Genomic DNA, 15526 nt, shown 5'->3' with positions numbered 1-15526 from the left:
GCGCACCGCCCGCCGGCGACGCGTCAGGGCTCCGGGGTCGCCCCGTGCTCGGGGGCGGACGGGCGGGTGATGTCGACGAGGATCCGGTACCGGTCGCCCCGGTACACCGAGCGGACGAGCTCGACGACGCGGCCGGTGCTCACGCGGGTGGTCCGCTCGAAGAGGAACGCGGGGACGCCGGGGGCGACGTCGAGGTCCCGGGCGCGCGCGGCGTCCACGACGACGGGCTCGATGGTCTGCACCCCGCGGGAGACCTCGAGGCCGTAGCGCGTGGCGAGCAGCTCGTAGAAGGACCGGCCGGCCAGCTCCTCCCCGGTGAGCCCGGGGACCAGGTCGGCCGGCACGTGGAGGTCCTCGACCGCCATGGGGACGTCGTCGGCCAGCCGCAGCCGGACGACGTGCAGCACGGGAGCCCCCACCGGGACGTCGAGCGCCGCGGCCACGTCGGCCGCCGCGGACCCGGTGCTCGCCGCGAGGGTCCGCGCGCCGGGACGCAGGCCGCGGGCGCGCATGTCCTCGGAGAAGGAGCTGGCGTGCAGGCGCTGGTGGACGCGCGGCGGGGCGACGAAGGTGCCGGCGCCCTGGCGACGGACGAGCCGCCCCTCGGTGACGAGGTGGTCGACGGCCTTGCGCAGCGTCATCCGCGCGACCCCGAGCTCCGCCGCCAGGTCGCGCTCGGTCGGCAGCGCCGAGCCGTAGGGCAGGTGCGCCAGCCGCTCCGCGAGCTCCTCGCGCACGCGCAGGTACTTGGCCTGCGGCGCCGGCGTCGTGGTCACGGCTCATGGGTACACCACGTCCACCGGTTCCCCGCCCGGCGGGCGGGCCGCCCTCACGTCGCGACGACGACCCGGACGCCCGCCTCGACGAGGGCGGCGGCGAGCGCGGGGGCGGGGGCGACGTCGGTGACGAGGACGTCGACCCGCCCCAGCTCCAGCAGCCGCTGCGGACCGGCGGCGCCGTGCTTGGAAGCGTCGGCGACGACGACGACGCGGCGGGCGGCGTCCGCCAGCGCCCGCCCGACCTCCGCCTCGCCGGCGTCGGCGGTCGTCGTGCCGAAGCGGGCGTCGACGCCGTCGACGCCGAGGACGGCGACGTCGAGGACGACCTCGGCGAGGGAGGCCCGCGCGGCCGGGCCGCTCAGCTCGAAGGACCTCGGCCGCACCGTCCCGCCGGACAGCTCGACGCCCACGTGCGGGCGCGCGGCCAGCTCGTAGGCGACGTCCAGGGCGTTCGTGACGAGCGTGAAGCCGCGGCCGCCGTCCGCGGGCACGAGGTGGTCGGCGCGGGCGAGGGCGCGGGCGACCTCCCCCGTCGTCGTCCCCCCGTTGAGCCCGACGACGTCGCCGGCGTGCACGAGCGCCGCTGTCGCCCGGGCGACGGCGGCCTTGGCCTCGGGGTGCAGGGCGCCCTTGTCGGCGAGCGGACGCTCGTACCAGCCGCCGACCAGCGCGGACGCCCCGCCGTGGGTGCGGACGACGAGCTTCTGGCCGGCGAGGGCGTCGAGGTCGCGCCGTGCCGTCGCCGGCGACGTGCCGACCTCGGCGCACACCTCGGTGACGCTGACGTGGCCGGCCCGCACGACCATGTCGAGCACCTGCGCCAGCCGCTGCTGCCTCACGGCACCGCCGCTCCCGGCACGGGGGCCGCCGCGGCGCGCTCCACCGCGGCACGACGGGCACCCACGGTGCGGTGCAGGCGTTCGACGACGTCCGCCGGCACCGCGTCGGCGGCTCCCCCGAGGGCGGCGAGGGCGGCCACCGCGGCGCCCACGGCGCCGTCCCGCGCCGGCCGGACGTCGGCTCCCGCCAGCGCGTCCGCCAGCGCCGGCGTCCGCGGGCGGCCGGGGGCGAGCAGCCCGCGGTGCATCGTGCTGCCGCCGAGGACGAGGGGTGCGTCCGGCGCCCCCTCCCGGGCCGCGGCGACGAGCCGGGCGAGGTCGTCCTGCGCCGAGCGGACGAGGCGCCCGGCGACGGCGTCGCCCCCGTCCGCCGCGGCGAACGCCAGCGGCGCGTGCCGGGCCAGGGCGACGGGGCGCTCGGAGTAGCAGACGTCCACGAGCTGCTCGAGCCCGCGCAGGCGCCCGGCCTCCCCCACCGACCCCCGCTCCAGGCCCAGCGCCGCGAGCAGTGCCGGCGTCAGCGACGTCGCCGGCCCGGTGCCCTCGAGCTCGGCGACGACGGCGCGCACGACCGCGTGCCCCACGGCGAAGCCGGAGCCGCCGTCCCCGAGCAGCCAGCCGCACCCGCCGACGGCCAGGGTCATCCGCCCGCCGCGCACCTGCGCCGCGATCGAGCCGGTCCCGGCGACGACGGCCGCCCCCGTGGGCTCGGCGGAGCCGGAGAAGTACATGGCGAGGATGTCCGGGCCGGTGCGCAGCCGCGCCGGGTCGCCCGTGTACCCGACCGCGCGGGCCACCTCCGGCAGCGGCAGCATCCGGCTCACCCCGGCCATGGCCAGCAGGACGGAGCCCAGCTCGTCGGCGCCGCGGCCGGCGTCGGCGAGCGCGGCGGCGCTCGTGCCGGCCACGGCGGCGAGCGCGGCCTCCGGTCCCGCGGAGGTGGGGTTGCCCGCGGCGCCCGCCGCGTAGCCGAGGCACTCCCCGTCCGCGGTGCAGACGACGGCGCGCGTGCTCGTGCCCCCGGCGTCGAGCCCCAGGTGCAGCCGGCCGGTCCGGGCGGGCCGGTCGCTCACGGCGTGCCCGTCCTCCGGGCGGGGGCGCGGGAGGGCCGCACGGAGCGCACGGCGAGGTCGTCGTCGAGCAGGACGAGGTCGGCGACGGCGCCGGGCACGAGGGCCCCGAGCCGACCCTGCTGCCCGAGGACCCGCGCCGGCACGGCCGTGGCGGCGTCGACGAGCGCCGGCAGCGGCAACCCCGCGGCGACCCCCGTGCGCAGGGCCCGGTCCTGCGTCAGCGTCGAGCCGGCGAGCGTGCCGGCCCCCTCGAGCACGGCGCGCCCACCGGCGACGACGACGTCGAGCCCACCCAGCCGGTAGCGCCCCTCCTCCCCCGCCGCTGCGGCCATGGCGTCGGTGACGAGCGCGACCCGCCCCGGTGCGGCGGCCAGGAGCAGGGCCGCGACCGCGGGGTGCACGTGCTCGCCGTCGAGGATCAGCTCGGCGACGACGCGCTCGTCGGCGCACGCCGCGGCGACCGGCCCCGGCGCGCGGTGGTGCAGCCCCGGCATGGCGTTGAAGGCGTGCGTCAGCAGCCGCGCGCCGGCGTCGAAGGCGTCGCGGGCGTCCTCGAAGGTCGCCTCCGTGTGCCCGACGGCGACGACGACGCCGGCCGCCACGAAGGTGCGGGCGGCCTCCGCGGCCCCCGGGCGTCGCGGGTCCAGGGTGACCTGCCGCAGCGTCCCCCGGGCGGCGTCGAGCAGCTGCCGGACCGCGGCCGGGGTGGGGTCGACGAGCGCGTCGGCGCTGTGCGCCCCCTTGCGCTCGAGCGCGAGGAACGGCCCCTCGAGGTGGCTGCCGAGCACGTGCGGGTGCTCCGCGCAGAGGTCGGCGACCCCGGCGAGCCGCCGGGCCAGCGCGTCGACGTCGTCGGCCACGAAGCTCACGACCGAGCGTGTGGTGCCGTGCTCGCGGTGGGCGGCGGTGGCGTCGAGCACGGCCTCGGGGCCGTCCTCGTGCGCGTGACCACCGCCGCCGTGGCCGTGCAGGTCGACGAACCCCGCGGTCAGCAGGGCGCCGTCCGCGTCCAGCACCTCGGCGCCGGCGGCGTGCTCGCGCCACCCGTCGGCGGTCCCGCGCGCGACCACCTGGCCGGCTCGGGCCGCGACCCACGCGCCGTCGTGGACGCCGGCCGCGTCGACCAGGCGGGCGGAGTGCACGACGAGGTCCTCCACCGGCGGGCCGACGACCGACCCCGCCACCGCACCCGCCGCCGGGTCCTCCGCCCGGCTCATCCGGCCCCCACGGCCCGGGCGGGCGAGCGCGTGAGCAGCGAGGCGGCCGCCGGGTCCAGCAGCACGAGCACGTCCTCGAAGGTCCGCAGGGCCGACGCGGGGCAGTCCGGCGCCACCTCGCCCTCGAGCGCCGCCCGGACGGCCTCGGCCTTGCCCTCGCCGCGGGCGATCAGGACGTGCCGGCGCGCACGGGCGATGGTCGCGATCCCCTGGGTGATCGCGCGCCGCGGCACGTCGTCCGCGCTCGCGAAGAAGCGCGCGTTGTCCGCCACCGTCCGCGGCGTCAGCTCGACGACGCGGGTCCGCGAGGAGAAGGGCGATCCCGGCTCGTTGAAGCCGATGTGACCGGTCGCGCCGATGCCGAGGACCTGCACGTCGACGCCGCCCGCGGCCACGAGCGCCTGCTCGTAGGCGTCGCACGCGGCGTCGAGGTCGTCCGCGCGCCCGTCCGGCACGTGCACCCGCGCCGGGTCGACCCCCAGCGGCGCCCGGACCTCCCGGTCGACGACGTCCGCGTAGCTGGCGCGGTCGCCGGCCGGCAGGCCCACGTACTCGTCGAGCGCGAAGACCTCGACCCCGTCCCACCCGGGCAGGTCCCGCGCCGCGAGGCTCTCGTAGACCTGCAGCGGGGAGGACCCGGTGGCGACCCCGAGGACGCGCAGCCGCCCGGCGAGCAGCTCGCCCGCGACGACGTCCGCCCCGCGGCGCCCGATCTCCCGGGCGTCCGCGAGCACCTCGACCTGCAGCCTCACCGCACGCCGCTCCCCTCCGTCTCGACCGGCCTGCCGGCCGGTCACTTGATGCTGCCCGCGACCACGGAGCCCTGCAGCCGACGCTGGAAGACCAGGTAGACCACGAGCACCGGGACGATGGTCGTCACCGCGCCGGCGAACAGCGCCCCGAAGTCCACGGAGTACCCGGCCTGCGAGGCGAACGAGGCCATGCCCTGCGTGAGCACGTAGTCGTCCTGGTCGGTGTTGAGCACCACCGGCAGCAGGAACTGGTTCCACAGGCCGACGAAGTTGAGGATGGCGACCGCCGACAGGCCCGGTCGCGCCATCGGCAGCATGACCTGGAAGAAGGTCCGCCACTCGCTGGCGCCGTCGATGGACGCCGCCTCGGAGATCTCCTTCGGGAGCTCCTCGAAGAAGCTCGTGAGGAAGAACACGGTGAACGGGTAGGCGTAGGCGGTGTAGGCCGCGACGAGCCCGGGCAGCGTGTTCAGCAGGCCGGCCTGCTGGAGGATGAAGAACAGCGGCACGACGGCGAGGAAGATGGGGAAGGTCAGACCGGCGACGATGAGCGTGCGCACGACGCCGCGGCCCGGGAAGGGGAAGCGCGCCAGCACGTAGGCCGACATCGCCCCCAGCGCCATCGTCAGCACGAGCGAGCCCGCCACCACGACGACGGAGTTCACGAAGTAGCTGCCGATCCCCGCCAGCGTCCAGGCGTTGACGTAGTTCTCGAAGCGCAGCTCGGTCGGCAGGGCGAACGGCGAGGCGAAGATCTCCTGCGTCGTCTTGAACGACGACATCACGGTCCACAGCAGGGGCGCGATGACGACGACCGCCCACACGGCGAGGACCACCTGCGAGCTCGCGCCGACGGCCCGGTCGCCGCCGCGGCCGTCCCTGCGGCGGCGCTGCACCTGCCCCCGGTCGCCGCCCCGGGTCTGCCCCCGCGTGCCCGGGGTGCTGACGGCGGTCATGCGCGCGCCCCGCCGCGCACGCCGAGCAGGCGGAAGACGCCGAAGACGATCCCGACGAAGGCGAGGGTGACCAGGGCCAGCACGACGCCCATGGCGCAGGCGATGCCGAACTGGCCCTGCGAGAACGCGGTCGTGTAGATGTCCTGGGTCACCACGAGCGTCGAGCTCTGCGGGCCGCCGGTCGGGTTGAGCGCCTGCATGTAGACGAAGGCGTCCAGGGCGAGGATCCCCATGTAGACGTACGCGGTGCGCACGCTGCCGGCGATGCCGGGCAGCGCCACGCTGAGCGCGGTGCGCACCCGGCCCGCGCCGTCGAGGCGGGCGGCCTCGAACAGCTCGGTGTCGATGCTCTGGATCGCCGCCACGAACAGCACCATGTAGAAGCCGATGAAGGCCCACACGATGACGGCGATCGAGGCGCCCATCGCGGTGCTCGGGTTCCCGAGCCAGGCGAAGTCGGTGAACCGGTCGGCCCCCACGCCGGTGAGCACGCCGTTCAGCAGGCCGTTCGCCGGGTTGTAGATCTGGCTCCAGATGATGCCGATGACGATCGCCGGCACCACGTAGGGGAAGAAGGACACCACGCGGTAGAAGGCCGAGCCCCGGAGCCCGCGCACCCCGCCGGCGCTGGGCCCGCCGAAGGTGAGGAGCACGGCCAGGGCGAAGCTGAGGACCATCGTCAGCGCGGGCACCACGACGAGCAGCAGGACGCTGTTGCCGAGCGCGGTGAGGAACTGGGCGTCCCCCGCGAGCCGCGCGTAGTTGGCCAGGCCCACGAAGGGCTGCTCGGGGCTGAAGCCCGTCCACGCCGTCACGGAGTAGTACGCCGCCTGCGTGAAGGGGTACAGCACCATCAGCAGGTAGAAGGCGAACGGGATGCCGAGGAAGACGACGACGAGGCTGATCCGGTCCAGCCCGACCCGGCGACGGCGGACCGCCGGGGCGGGACCGGAGGCCCGCGGGGCGCCGTCGGCCGAGGCCGCAGCCGTCGCCGGGCCGGGCTGCGCCATCAGCTGACCTCGACCTTGGTGACGGCGTCGTCCTCCCGGATCCGGTCGAGGAGGGCCTGCATCCCCGAGGCCAGGTCCGCGGCGGTGGACTGCCCCGACAGGAAGCTGTTCCACAGCACGTTGATGTCGGTCGTCATGCCGTAGGTCTGGTAGAAGTTGTAGTTGAACGTGTTGTCCCCCGCCGCGTCGAGCATCGCGACCTGGGAGGCGAGGGCCGAGGAGCCGAACGCGTCGTCGGGGATCGTGTCCGCGACGATGGTCGCCGCGAGCGTCAGCCGGGTGAACTCCGTGGCCGCCTCGGGCGACAGCATCGTGCGGAGGAACTCCTTGCCGCCGGCGACGTTGGCGCCCTGGCTGGGGACGACGAACATCTCGTTCGGCGTGTTGTTCAGCGCCTCGTAGGGCAGCGCCGGGTCTGGCGTCGTGGGGGCGGGGGCGCCCGTCATCTGGAAGTCGTCGGCCGTGGCGTCCGCCATCTCGTTCTCGATCCACGAGCCCGACGGGTACAGCAGGGCCTCCTGCGCCTGGCTCCACTGGGCCTGGGCCTGGGTGAACTGCGTCCCGGCACCTCCCGGGCGCATGTAGCCGCGGGAGACCACCTGCTCCAGGGCCGCGAGCACGTCGGTGACCGCCGGCTGGCTCCACGCGTCCGGCTCGAGGTTGGCCATCTTCAGCCGGATCTCGTCCCCACCGCTCTTGATCGCGGAGTCCAGCACCATCGTGTGGTAGTAGGACGCGGCCTCCTTGCCCCAGGTGAACAGGTACTTCCCCTGCTCCTGGGCGGCGGCGCCGAGCTCCAGGGCCTCGTCCCACGTGGTCGGCGGGGCCCAGCCGTTCGCGTCGAACAGGGACTTGGAGTACCAGAGCGCGTACACCGTGAGGACGTAGTAGAGCGTCGGCATCCGGTCGCCGTACATGTTGACGCCGAGCACGTTCGGGAAGAGCGTGTCGCGGATCGTGTCGCCGGCGAGGTTGGGGGCGTCGACGACGTCGCTCAGGTCCTCCAGCTGGTCCACGATCGAGGAGAGCCCGATCGCCTGTGCGCCGGCGTTGTGCAGCAGGTCGGGCGGGTTGCCGCCGACGAAGCGCGGCTGCATCTGCTGGGCGATCTCCGTGGTGCCGGTGATGTCGACGGTCACGCCGTCGTGGTTCTGCTCGAGGAGGTCGGCGTCGTAGTCGGCGTAGTCGGTGCCGAAGCCGCCGTCGAAGATGACGACGTCGACGCTCGAGTCCGCCGCCAGGCCGAAGGGGTTGTCGGAGCTGACGTCACCGGTGGCGGCCCCGCCGCCGCCGGACTCGTCCGGACCGCTGCCGCCGGCGGCGCAGGAGGCGAGGGTCAGGCCGAAGGGCGTGACGACGGCGCCGGCGGTCACGGCCTTGAGGAACGCGCGGCGCTGGAGCGGGCTGCTGGCCCCGGGGGTGGCGGTGGGCTTCGGGCTCACGGTGGGTCCTCTCACGACGGTGTGGTGCACGGGCGGTGCTGAGGGTGGCGCGGTCGGCGCTGCTGCGGGGCCCGGCGCGCCGGATCGGTGGACGGGACCGGCGGCCGGGTGGGTGGCCGGGGGTGGGTGACCCGGGGGTGACGGTGGCGGGTGGACGTGGGTCAGGCGCCTCGGCGGATGCGCTCGCCGTAGCGGGCCTCGAGCGCGTGGTTGTGGTCGTCGCCGCCGGGGACGTTGGCGGAGACGTAGAGCGGCGCCTCCTGCCCGCGCTCGGCGAGCAGCGCCGCGGTGCCGACGGTCAGCAGCTGGGCGATGTAGGCGCAGGTGAGGGAGGAGACGGCGCCGACGGCGACGTCGCCCACCGAGGTGAGCGTCGCGTCGCCGTAGGGCGCGAGGTTGTCCACGACGACGTCGGCGACCTCCGACAGCCGCTTGCCGCTCGGGTGCTTCGGCTGCACCCGAGCCGTGTGCTCGAGGCTCGTCACGGCGACGACCGGGTGGCCGTGCTCCTTCGCGAGCAGGGCGACGCCGACGACCGAGCCGTTGACGCCGCTGTTCGACGCGATGACGAAGACGTCGCCCTCGCGGCTGGGGATCGTCGCGAAGAGGTCCTCCGCGATGGCGGGGTCGCGCTCCAGCGGCGGGCGGCCGTACAGCTCGTCGAGCGCGTGGTCGCCGAGGAGCACCGCGTCCCGCAGCGCGACGCGGTTGGTGGGGATCAACCCTCCCGCGCGGCCGGCGACCTCCATCGCGAAGGCCTCCGAGTGCCCCGTGCCGAAGGCGTGGACGACGCCGCCCGCGGCCACGCCGTCCGCGACGAGGCGGATCGCCGCGTCGAGCCCGCCGTCGGCCGCCATGGCCGAGAGCCGCCGCAGGCGGCTGACGACCTCGTGCTCGTACTCGGGCACGAAGCCGTGCGGCACGGCGGTGGTGCCGGGGGTCGGGGGCACGGCGCTCCTCTCGTCGTGCGGCTCGGTGAGCGAGCCGCGCACGTCACTTGAGCGGCGATGACGTCTTCCGCTCAGCGAGGGACGCTAGACCAGATGTCTGCTCCGGGGAAGGGGATGACGGCTGACTCGTGGCCGCCACGGCGGGCGCCTACGGTGGTCACGTCCGGGACGACGACGAAGGGGTCGTGATGAGGGGACGAGGAGGACGCCCAGCGGCGGTCGCGGCGCTCCCGGTGCTGCTGCTCGTGGCCGCGTGCTCACCGCCCTCGGCGACGGACCTCTTCCCAGTCCTCGCGGAGCCGCAGGACGCCGAGGACACCCTGCCGACCCTCGAGGGCGAGCTCGTGCCGCGGGAGGTCGTCGCCGACTCCGCGCGCCACCTCGCCAGCACGGCCCAGGGTGACTTCTGGGTGGCCGTCGGCGACCTCGGCGCGGTCTGCCTCGTCGCCGCCGTGGAGGAGGCCACCGCCGTGGCGTCGGCGTGCGGGGCGCCGACCGGGCCCGGGGACCGTCCCATCGTGGCGAGCGTGCAGGCCGGGGACGCCTCGGCGACGGGCCTGCTGGTCCCCGAGGGCGACGACCTCTCCCACGCCCCGCCGGGCGAGGAGTGGGTGATGGTCGCCGACAACCTCGCCGTCCCCGCGGACGAGGACGTCTGAGCCCTGGCGGCGGCAGCGGGAGGCTGGGACCCATGACCCCTCCCGAGACACCCCCGGCGACCCCTCCGGTGACACCCGTCGGTCGCCCCACCACCTTTGCGGTCGTCGGCAGCGGCTGGCGCTCGAGGTTCTCCCTGCGCCTGGCGCGGATGGCCCCCGAGCGGCTGCGCGCGACCGGGGTCGTCACCCGGACCGCCGAGCGGGGTGCTGAGGTCACCCGCGAGTGGGGCGTGGCCACGCACCGCACGACCGGCGACCTGCTGCGTCACGACCGGCCGGACGTCGTCGTCGCGTCGGTGCCGTGGCCGCAGATGCCGGGCGCCGTGCGCGAGCTGGTCGACGCCGGCGTGCCGGTCCTCGCCGAGACGCCGCCCGCGCCCGACCTCGACGGCCTGCGCTCCCTGTGGGCCGACGTCGGCGCCGGCGGACGGGTCCAGGTCGCCGAGCAGTACCCGCTGATGCCGGGGCACGCCGCTCGCCTGTCGCTGCTGCGCGAGGGCGTCGTCGGCGAGGTGACGTCCGCGCAGGTGTGCTCGACGCACCTGTACCACGCGGTGGCACTCGCCCGGGCGTTCCTCGACGTGGGGACGGCGGACGTGGTGGTCAGCGCCCGCTCCTTCACCGCACCCCTCGTGGACCCGCTCTCCCCCGCGGGCTGGGACCCCTCGGCGACGCCGCAGCCGCAGACCACGACGCTCGCCACGCTCGACTTCGGCGGCCGGCACGCGCTGTACGACTTCACCGACAACCAGTGGTGGAACCCGCTGCGCGCCCGCCGGGTCGTCGTCCGCGGCTCGGCCGGCGAGGTCGTCGACGACGCGGTCACGCGGCTGGCGGACCCGCTCAGCCCCGTGACCTCGCACCTGTCGTACCGCCGGCGGGGCACCGACCTGGACCTCGAGGGCGTCGACCTCGACACCGTCGCCTTCGACGGACGCGTCGTCTACCGCAACGCCTGGGCGGGGACCCGGATGTCCGACGACGACCTCGCCGTCGCGCAGGTGCTCGCCGACGCGGGCGCGTGGGCGCGCGACGAGGGCCCTCCGCCGTACCCGCTGGCGCAGGCGTGCCAGGACCACGCGATCGGCCTGGCGATCGGCGAGTCCGCGCGCACGGGGACGGACGTGCGGGTCGCCGGGGAGCCCTGGGCCTGAGGGCTCCCCGGCGCGGGTCGGGCCGGACGGTCAGCGGGCGCCGGGCACCGCCCGCCACGGCAGGCAGCCGGGACGCACCCGCTCGACGTCCTCCCAGGTGGCCCAGCCCAGCCGCGACGCGGCCGCGCGCACGACGGGCCCCGGACGGTGCGGGAGGTGCTTCGCGAGGGTCTCGGGCCGCGTCGTGTACGCCGTGTGCAGGTGGCCGTAGAGGCGTGACGTGGGGTCGTCGCGGAAGACCTCGGGAGTCAGGAGCAGCACGCAGGTGCGGTCCGGGCGGCGGTCGCGCAGGGCCGGCTCGGCGAGGTTCGGGTGCCGGTCGAGCGTCACGTCGACGACGCGGGCGAGCTGGTTGCGGACGACGTCGAAGGCGCCGTGCGCCGCGACGTCGGAGAGCACCTTCGCCGCCACGACGACGGCGACGCCCGTGCTGGGGCTGACGACGACGGCGTCGGCCGTGGTCGTGCCCTCGAGCCTCGTCGTCTCGCGGCCGCGCTGGTACTGCGCCCAGCTGAGGACGTGCCGCCGCAGCTCGACCCGCAGGTGCTGCTGGTAGCTCGCCGGCGACGGCAGGTGCGCCTCGAGGTAGAGCTCGGGCGCGGTGCCGAGGGCGTCGGACCACGAGGCGAAGCCGGCGAACGGCGGGACAGGCCCGTAGGCGCGGGTCAGCAGGGCGACGAGGTCGGCGACCGGGTCGGGGCCCTCCAGCAGGCCCAGGAGAGCGGTGGTGGTCCAGAAGCGCTCGTCGCGCTCGATCGGCAGCTCGGGACGCGGGCCCCGCTGACGAGGGACGCGACGCAGCGCCTCGGCCTCCTCGAACGCGGCCAGCTGCTGCCGGTAGTGGTCGAGCCGGGCGGCGGGGTCTCCCCCACCGGTGACGGTGGCGAGGCGCGCGAGCACCTGCGCCTCGCTGAACGGCAGGTACGTCGGGTGCATCACGGAGGTCTCCATGCCGCGGCTCATCGGGCGCTCCCCGCCCGGGCTGACCCCCGTCCCCCTCCCGCCGCGGCGGACGGGTGGTCACCGCGGCCGAGCGGGCGGTCGTGGCGGGCCGGAGGTCGGTGCGCCGCAGTGCCGGAGCCGGCCGTCACCCACCGGGGAGACCTTCCGCGAGGAGGCTGTCCCACACCCGCCGACGGTCGACGTCCATGCGTGGAAGGACGTGAGGCGGCGACGCCGACATCGACGTCATCGACGCGCTCGACGACGACACCGAGACGCCCCCCGGCCGTCGTGGTCGCGGGCAGCAGCCGTCACCCCGGCGCGTCCCGGCCCGGGGGTGTCGACCTGCGCAGCGCCGAGGGGGGCGGGCACCGGGCTGCAGCGACCTCGCCGCACCCCACGAGCGGGCCCGACCCGGTCGACGTCCGCCCGCGGGCCGGCCGGGACCTCCACCCACCGCTACGTCCTCGTCGACGACGGGAGGCACGAGCCCTTCACCGCGGCGGTCCCCTGAGGCTCACCAGCTCGGCTGCCGCAGCGCACGTCCGCGCGCGACGGCGTCCAGGCGGCAGGACGCGCCCAGCTTGGCGTGCAGGTGCTCGACGTGCTTGTCCACGGTGCGCCCGGTGATGCCCAGCCGGCGGCCCACCTGGGTGCTGGTCAGCCCCGTGGCGACCAGCTCCAGCACCTGCCACTCCCGGGGCGTCAGGTCGTCGTGCGGCGCGGGCAGCACCTCGCCCCGGGCCACGAGGACCTTCGGCTCCGGACCGACCTGGACGGCCGTGTACGGCGTCCCGTCGGCGAGGCCGGTGCGCACCGCCGCCGCCACGTGCGGCCGCAGCAGCAGCAGGAGGTCGCGGTCCCGGTCCGCGAACGGCCGGCCCGCCCGGACCACGCTCATCGCGTGGTGGCAGCCGTCGCGCGCACCCAGGACCGTCGACATCTGGTCGTCGGCGCCGAACCCGCGGTGCGAGGCGGTGTACACGGGGGACGAGCGCCACTCACGACGGGGCACGAGGTCGGAGATCCGGACCGCCCCCCGTTCCTCCACGGTGCTGAAGTGCCGGATGAGCGGGTGCTGGACCTGCACGGCGGCGAAGGCGGCGACCCGGTCCAGCGCGAGGACACCTGCGGGCCAGGCGAGGTCGACCTCCACCAGCGTCAGCAGGCTGATCTGGTGGTGCACGACCGCGTCGGCGCGGCACAGGTGTGCCAGCGCCGGGAGCAGGTGGTCCGCCACGTCCGTCATGGACCGGCAGGCAGCAGCGGTGGCGGCGACGTCCAGGGCGTCGCGGAGGTCGGCGCTGGTCAGCATCACGGGTCCCCGCTCGCCCGCTGCGGATGGTGGCGGGAGGTTACCGCCCGTGCACCGCCGGTGTCTCCGTCCTGCGGAGCCCGTCGGCGCCGTCGTCCTCTCGCTCGCCGGCTCTGCGCACAGCCGCGGATGTCGCCCCCGGAGCCGCGACCCCTGCCGTCCGCCGCCCGCTCTCGACGCGACGGAGCTCGTCATGGACCCCGCGGCCACGCGCCGCCGCACGCGGTCCGCCGGAGCCACGGCCTCCCTGCTCCCCCGCCCTGGTCGGCGGCCCGTCCCCCGGCGCGGCGCGGAACACCCCTGCCGAGCGGCGGGGGACGAGCGAGCAGCGCACGGCTGGTACGCCGCCGTCGAGGCGGCGGACCTCGGCGTCCTGCGCGAGCTCGGCGCCTTCCTCCTCGACGACCGGCGGTGAGACCCGGGCAGCCGACTGCGAGCACGGCCTCGCACCGTGGGCCGTCACCGGCCTCCGCCCGGCAGCCCGAGGTCGCCGGCGGGTTCGCGCCGCTGGAGGACCCGACGCGTGGGCCGCGGTCGTGAGGCGCGGAGGAGCCCGGGCCGTGCGCGCTGCAGCACGTGGGCTGCCCCCGGGCCTGTGGACGAGCGCAGCGGCGCCGGGGCGTCCGCTCCTAGCGTCGCCGGGTCGCCGCCCGTCCGGACGGTGCGCCCCGCCCCTGGAGGACCGCGTGGACCACCTCGACGCCTTCGCGCCGCCGACCGCCCGTCCGACCTCCCCGCCGGCCGCCACGACGCCGCAGGTCGTCCCGGTCCCCGGGCAGGGGCAGGGGCAGGGGCAGGGGCAGGGGCAGGGGCAGGGGCAGGGGCAGGGGCAGGGGCAGGGGCAGGGGCAGGGGCACCGTGCGGCGCCGTCCCGCGGTCGGTGCCACCGCGGCCGGGTGCCGGCCGTCGCGTCGTTCGGGTCGGGGCTCGCCGCGGTCGCGGCCGCGGCGCTCGCGAGCCTCCTGCTGCACCACCTCCTGCCGCTCGCCCTGGTCGCCGTGCTCGGCACCTCCGCCGTCGCGGCGGGCGTCGTCGCCCTCGTCCGGTCGCGCGCCCGCGCCGCCGACGTCGTGCTCCTCGGCGCCGGCGGCGTCGTCAGCGCGGCCGTGGCGGGGGCCGTCGCGACCGCGTCGGTCGTGCTGCCGCTCGGCCCGCCGGAGCTCGGGGAGGCCGTCGCCACCACGACGCAGGAGCAGGAGCCCGCCGAGAGGCTGCCTGCCGACCTGCTCGCCGCCTTCCGTGCGAGCGCCCGACCCCTCGGCGCCACCGCCGTGCTGGAGGGCGATGACGTCGCGGTCGTGGCGGTGCGGACGGATCCCGCCGACGTCGCGGCGCGGCTCGAGGGCATGGACTGGCTGCGCGAGGACGTCGAGGACCTCCCCGACCTCGTCCTCGTGGAGCTCGAGGCCCCCTACGACGGCGGCGGCTGGGTGCCGGTCGTCGACGACGGCGACGTCGCCGTCGTCTCGGCCGCGGGGAGGAGCTACTCGAGCTGGTACCCCGAGCGGTCGAGCTCCTACGACGTCGCCACCTACCTCGAGTCGGGCCCCGAGGGACGACGGCGCGCGCTCGTCGTCGTCGCCGTCCCGATGCCGCACGACGAGGCGGAGGACGGCGTCGTCGTCGTGACGTCGCCGTCCTGGACCGACGTGGCCACCTGGGAGGCACCGCGACGGTGACCGCCACGCCCCCGGCGACGGCGTCGGTCGCTCACCCCACGTCGCGGTGTGGCAGGACGGCTACGCTCGCGCACATGACCACCGTCGCCTCCCGCGACCTGCGCAACCACACGGCCGAGGTGCTGCGCCAGGTCGCCGGCGGCACCTCGGTCACCGTCACGGTCAACGGGCGCCCCGTCGCCGAGATCAGCCCGGTCCGCACCGGGCGCGCGCAGCTCTTCTCCCGGGCCGACGTCGTGGACCTCCTCGGCTCCCGGCAGGCGGACGCCGGTCTCACCGAGGACCTGTCGCGCCTGGCCGGGGAGACCACCGACGACCTGGACGCGCGGTGAGCGGTCACGCGGCGTCGAGCGGACCGGTCAGCCGGCGCGCCGTCCTCGACACGAGCGTCTTCGTCGCCCGGGAGAGCGGCCGTCCGCTCGACACGTCGGCGCTCCCGGAGGAGACGGCGGTGAGCGTCATCACCGTGGCCGAGCTGCACGCCGGCGTCCTCGCCGCGCGGGACACGGCGACCCGCGCCCGCCGGATGTCGACGCTGGACGTCGCCTCCCTCGTCGAGCCGTTGCCGGTGACGGCGGAGGCCGCCCGTCGCTGGGCGCAGCTGCGCGTCGTCCTGGCCGAGCAGGGCCGGCGGGCGAAGGTGAACGACCTGTGGATCGCCGCCGTGGCCGCGGCGAACGACATGGACGTCGTCACCCAGGACGACGACTTCGACGCCATCGCCGGGGCGGGAGGCCCGGCGGTCGTGAGGGTCTGAGG

At 76.3% G+C, this 15526-nt stretch carries 17 protein-coding genes; 6 read left to right on the top strand and 11 right to left on the bottom strand.

The genetic code is table 11. The annotated features are described in order from the left end of the window. Positions 1 to 23: 23 nt before the first annotated feature. From WDZ17_RS00335 to WDZ17_RS00295, 9 genes are all read right to left on the bottom strand, one after another. Positions 24 to 776, bottom strand: coding sequence for a GntR family transcriptional regulator (locus tag WDZ17_RS00335; RefSeq protein WP_339573131.1), 753 nt, complete (start codon positions 774 to 776; stop codon positions 24 to 26). Positions 777 to 829: 53 nt separating this feature from the next. Continuing rightward, complete coding sequence (locus WDZ17_RS00330) at positions 830 to 1618, bottom strand: DeoR/GlpR family DNA-binding transcription regulator (protein WP_339573130.1); 789 nt, start codon at positions 1616 to 1618, stop codon at positions 830 to 832. Continuing rightward, on the bottom strand, positions 1615 to 2691 hold the full coding sequence (locus WDZ17_RS00325) for an N-acetylglucosamine kinase (RefSeq protein ID WP_339573129.1): 1077 nt from the start codon (positions 2689 to 2691) through the stop codon (positions 1615 to 1617). Before WDZ17_RS00325 ends, WDZ17_RS00330 begins: the two co-directional genes overlap by 4 nt. Next, complete coding sequence (gene nagA, locus WDZ17_RS00320; RefSeq protein ID WP_339573128.1) at positions 2688 to 3908, bottom strand: N-acetylglucosamine-6-phosphate deacetylase; 1221 nt, start codon at positions 3906 to 3908, stop codon at positions 2688 to 2690. Before nagA ends, WDZ17_RS00325 begins: the two co-directional genes overlap by 4 nt. After that, a complete protein-coding gene (locus WDZ17_RS00315) occupies positions 3905 to 4660 on the bottom strand; it encodes a glucosamine-6-phosphate deaminase (protein WP_339573127.1) in 756 nt (251 codons plus the stop codon). The genes nagA and WDZ17_RS00315 overlap by 4 nt, the downstream gene beginning before the upstream one ends. Positions 4661 to 4701: 41 nt before the next feature. Continuing rightward, positions 4702 to 5616 (bottom strand): carbohydrate ABC transporter permease, encoded by a 915-nt coding sequence (locus WDZ17_RS00310; RefSeq protein WP_339573126.1) that lies wholly within the window; start codon positions 5614 to 5616, stop codon positions 4702 to 4704. Further along, the gene (locus WDZ17_RS00305; protein WP_339573125.1) at positions 5613 to 6626 is read right to left on the bottom strand and encodes a carbohydrate ABC transporter permease; all 1014 of its coding nucleotides are present in this window, start codon (positions 6624 to 6626) and stop codon (positions 5613 to 5615) included. The genes WDZ17_RS00310 and WDZ17_RS00305 overlap by 4 nt, the downstream gene beginning before the upstream one ends. Beyond that, the gene (gene ngcE, locus WDZ17_RS00300; RefSeq protein ID WP_339573124.1) at positions 6626 to 8068 is read right to left on the bottom strand and encodes an N-acetylglucosamine/diacetylchitobiose ABC transporter substrate-binding protein; all 1443 of its coding nucleotides are present in this window, start codon (positions 8066 to 8068) and stop codon (positions 6626 to 6628) included. The genes WDZ17_RS00305 and ngcE overlap by 1 nt, the downstream gene beginning before the upstream one ends. A 161-nt stretch (positions 8069 to 8229) precedes the next feature. Next, complete coding sequence (locus tag WDZ17_RS00295) at positions 8230 to 8991, bottom strand: sugar isomerase domain-containing protein (protein WP_422631765.1); 762 nt, start codon at positions 8989 to 8991, stop codon at positions 8230 to 8232. Positions 8992 to 9206: 215 nt separating this feature from the next. On the opposite strand from WDZ17_RS00295, the gene WDZ17_RS00290 reads away from it, so the two are divergent. After that, entirely contained in the window at positions 9207 to 9677 is a 471-nt protein-coding gene (locus WDZ17_RS00290) for a hypothetical protein (RefSeq protein WP_339573122.1), read from the top strand. Between the two features lie 32 nt (positions 9678 to 9709). Next, the gene (locus WDZ17_RS00285) at positions 9710 to 10831 is read left to right on the top strand and encodes a Gfo/Idh/MocA family protein (RefSeq protein ID WP_339573121.1); all 1122 of its coding nucleotides are present in this window, start codon (positions 9710 to 9712) and stop codon (positions 10829 to 10831) included. Between the two features lie 30 nt (positions 10832 to 10861). Here the strand turns inward: WDZ17_RS00285 and WDZ17_RS00280 are convergent, their stop codons facing one another. Next, on the bottom strand, positions 10862 to 11782 hold the full coding sequence (locus tag WDZ17_RS00280) for a hypothetical protein (protein WP_339573120.1): 921 nt from the start codon (positions 11780 to 11782) through the stop codon (positions 10862 to 10864). Between the two features lie 508 nt (positions 11783 to 12290). Beyond that, on the bottom strand, positions 12291 to 13088 hold the full coding sequence (locus WDZ17_RS00275; protein ID WP_339573119.1) for a helix-turn-helix transcriptional regulator: 798 nt from the start codon (positions 13086 to 13088) through the stop codon (positions 12291 to 12293). Between the two features lie 193 nt (positions 13089 to 13281). Here WDZ17_RS00275 and WDZ17_RS00270 point away from each other — a divergent pair, with 193 nt between their 5' ends. From WDZ17_RS00270 to WDZ17_RS00255, 4 genes are all read left to right on the top strand, one after another. Further along, positions 13282 to 13503 (top strand): hypothetical protein, encoded by a 222-nt coding sequence (locus WDZ17_RS00270; RefSeq protein WP_339573118.1) that lies wholly within the window; start codon positions 13282 to 13284, stop codon positions 13501 to 13503. 271 nt (positions 13504 to 13774) lie between these two features. Then, complete coding sequence (locus tag WDZ17_RS00265) at positions 13775 to 14767, top strand: hypothetical protein (RefSeq protein ID WP_339573117.1); 993 nt, start codon at positions 13775 to 13777, stop codon at positions 14765 to 14767. Positions 14768 to 14841: 74 nt separating this feature from the next. Next, positions 14842 to 15099: a type II toxin-antitoxin system Phd/YefM family antitoxin gene (locus WDZ17_RS00260; RefSeq protein ID WP_339573116.1), complete on the top strand. Its 258-nt coding sequence runs from the start codon at positions 14842 to 14844 to the stop codon at positions 15097 to 15099. After that, entirely contained in the window at positions 15096 to 15524 is a 429-nt protein-coding gene (locus WDZ17_RS00255) for a type II toxin-antitoxin system VapC family toxin (protein WP_339573115.1), read from the top strand. Before WDZ17_RS00260 ends, WDZ17_RS00255 begins: the two co-directional genes overlap by 4 nt. Positions 15525 to 15526: the final 2 nt, after the last annotated feature.

Source organism: Pseudokineococcus basanitobsidens, assembly GCF_037482545.1.
GTDB lineage: Bacteria > Actinomycetota > Actinomycetes > Actinomycetales > Quadrisphaeraceae > Pseudokineococcus > Pseudokineococcus basanitobsidens.
The sequence above is the reverse complement of the archived record's forward strand: the minus strand, read 5'-3'. Positions and strand labels throughout refer to the sequence as shown.

Bases quoted from the DNA above. Each gene is read 5' to 3' on its own strand.
- WDZ17_RS00270 (WP_339573118.1), top strand. From the start codon at position 13,282: ATGGACCCCGCGGCCACGCGCCGCCGCACGCGGTCCGCCGGAGCCACG.
- nagA (WP_339573128.1), bottom strand. From the start codon at position 3,908: ATGAGCCGGGCGGAGGACCCGGCGGCGGGTGCGGTGGCGGGGTCGGTC.
- WDZ17_RS00285 (WP_339573121.1), top strand. From the start codon at position 9,710: ATGACCCCTCCCGAGACACCCCCGGCGACCCCTCCGGTGACACCCGTC.
- WDZ17_RS00305 (WP_339573125.1), bottom strand. From the start codon at position 6,626: ATGGCGCAGCCCGGCCCGGCGACGGCTGCGGCCTCGGCCGACGGCGCC.
- WDZ17_RS00260 (WP_339573116.1), top strand. From the start codon at position 14,842: ATGACCACCGTCGCCTCCCGCGACCTGCGCAACCACACGGCCGAGGTG.
- WDZ17_RS00310 (WP_339573126.1), bottom strand. From the start codon at position 5,616: ATGACCGCCGTCAGCACCCCGGGCACGCGGGGGCAGACCCGGGGCGGC.
- WDZ17_RS00275 (WP_339573119.1), bottom strand. From the start codon at position 13,088: ATGCTGACCAGCGCCGACCTCCGCGACGCCCTGGACGTCGCCGCCACC.
- WDZ17_RS00280 (WP_339573120.1), bottom strand. From the start codon at position 11,782: ATGGAGACCTCCGTGATGCACCCGACGTACCTGCCGTTCAGCGAGGCG.
- WDZ17_RS00290 (WP_339573122.1), top strand. From the start codon at position 9,207: ATGAGGGGACGAGGAGGACGCCCAGCGGCGGTCGCGGCGCTCCCGGTG.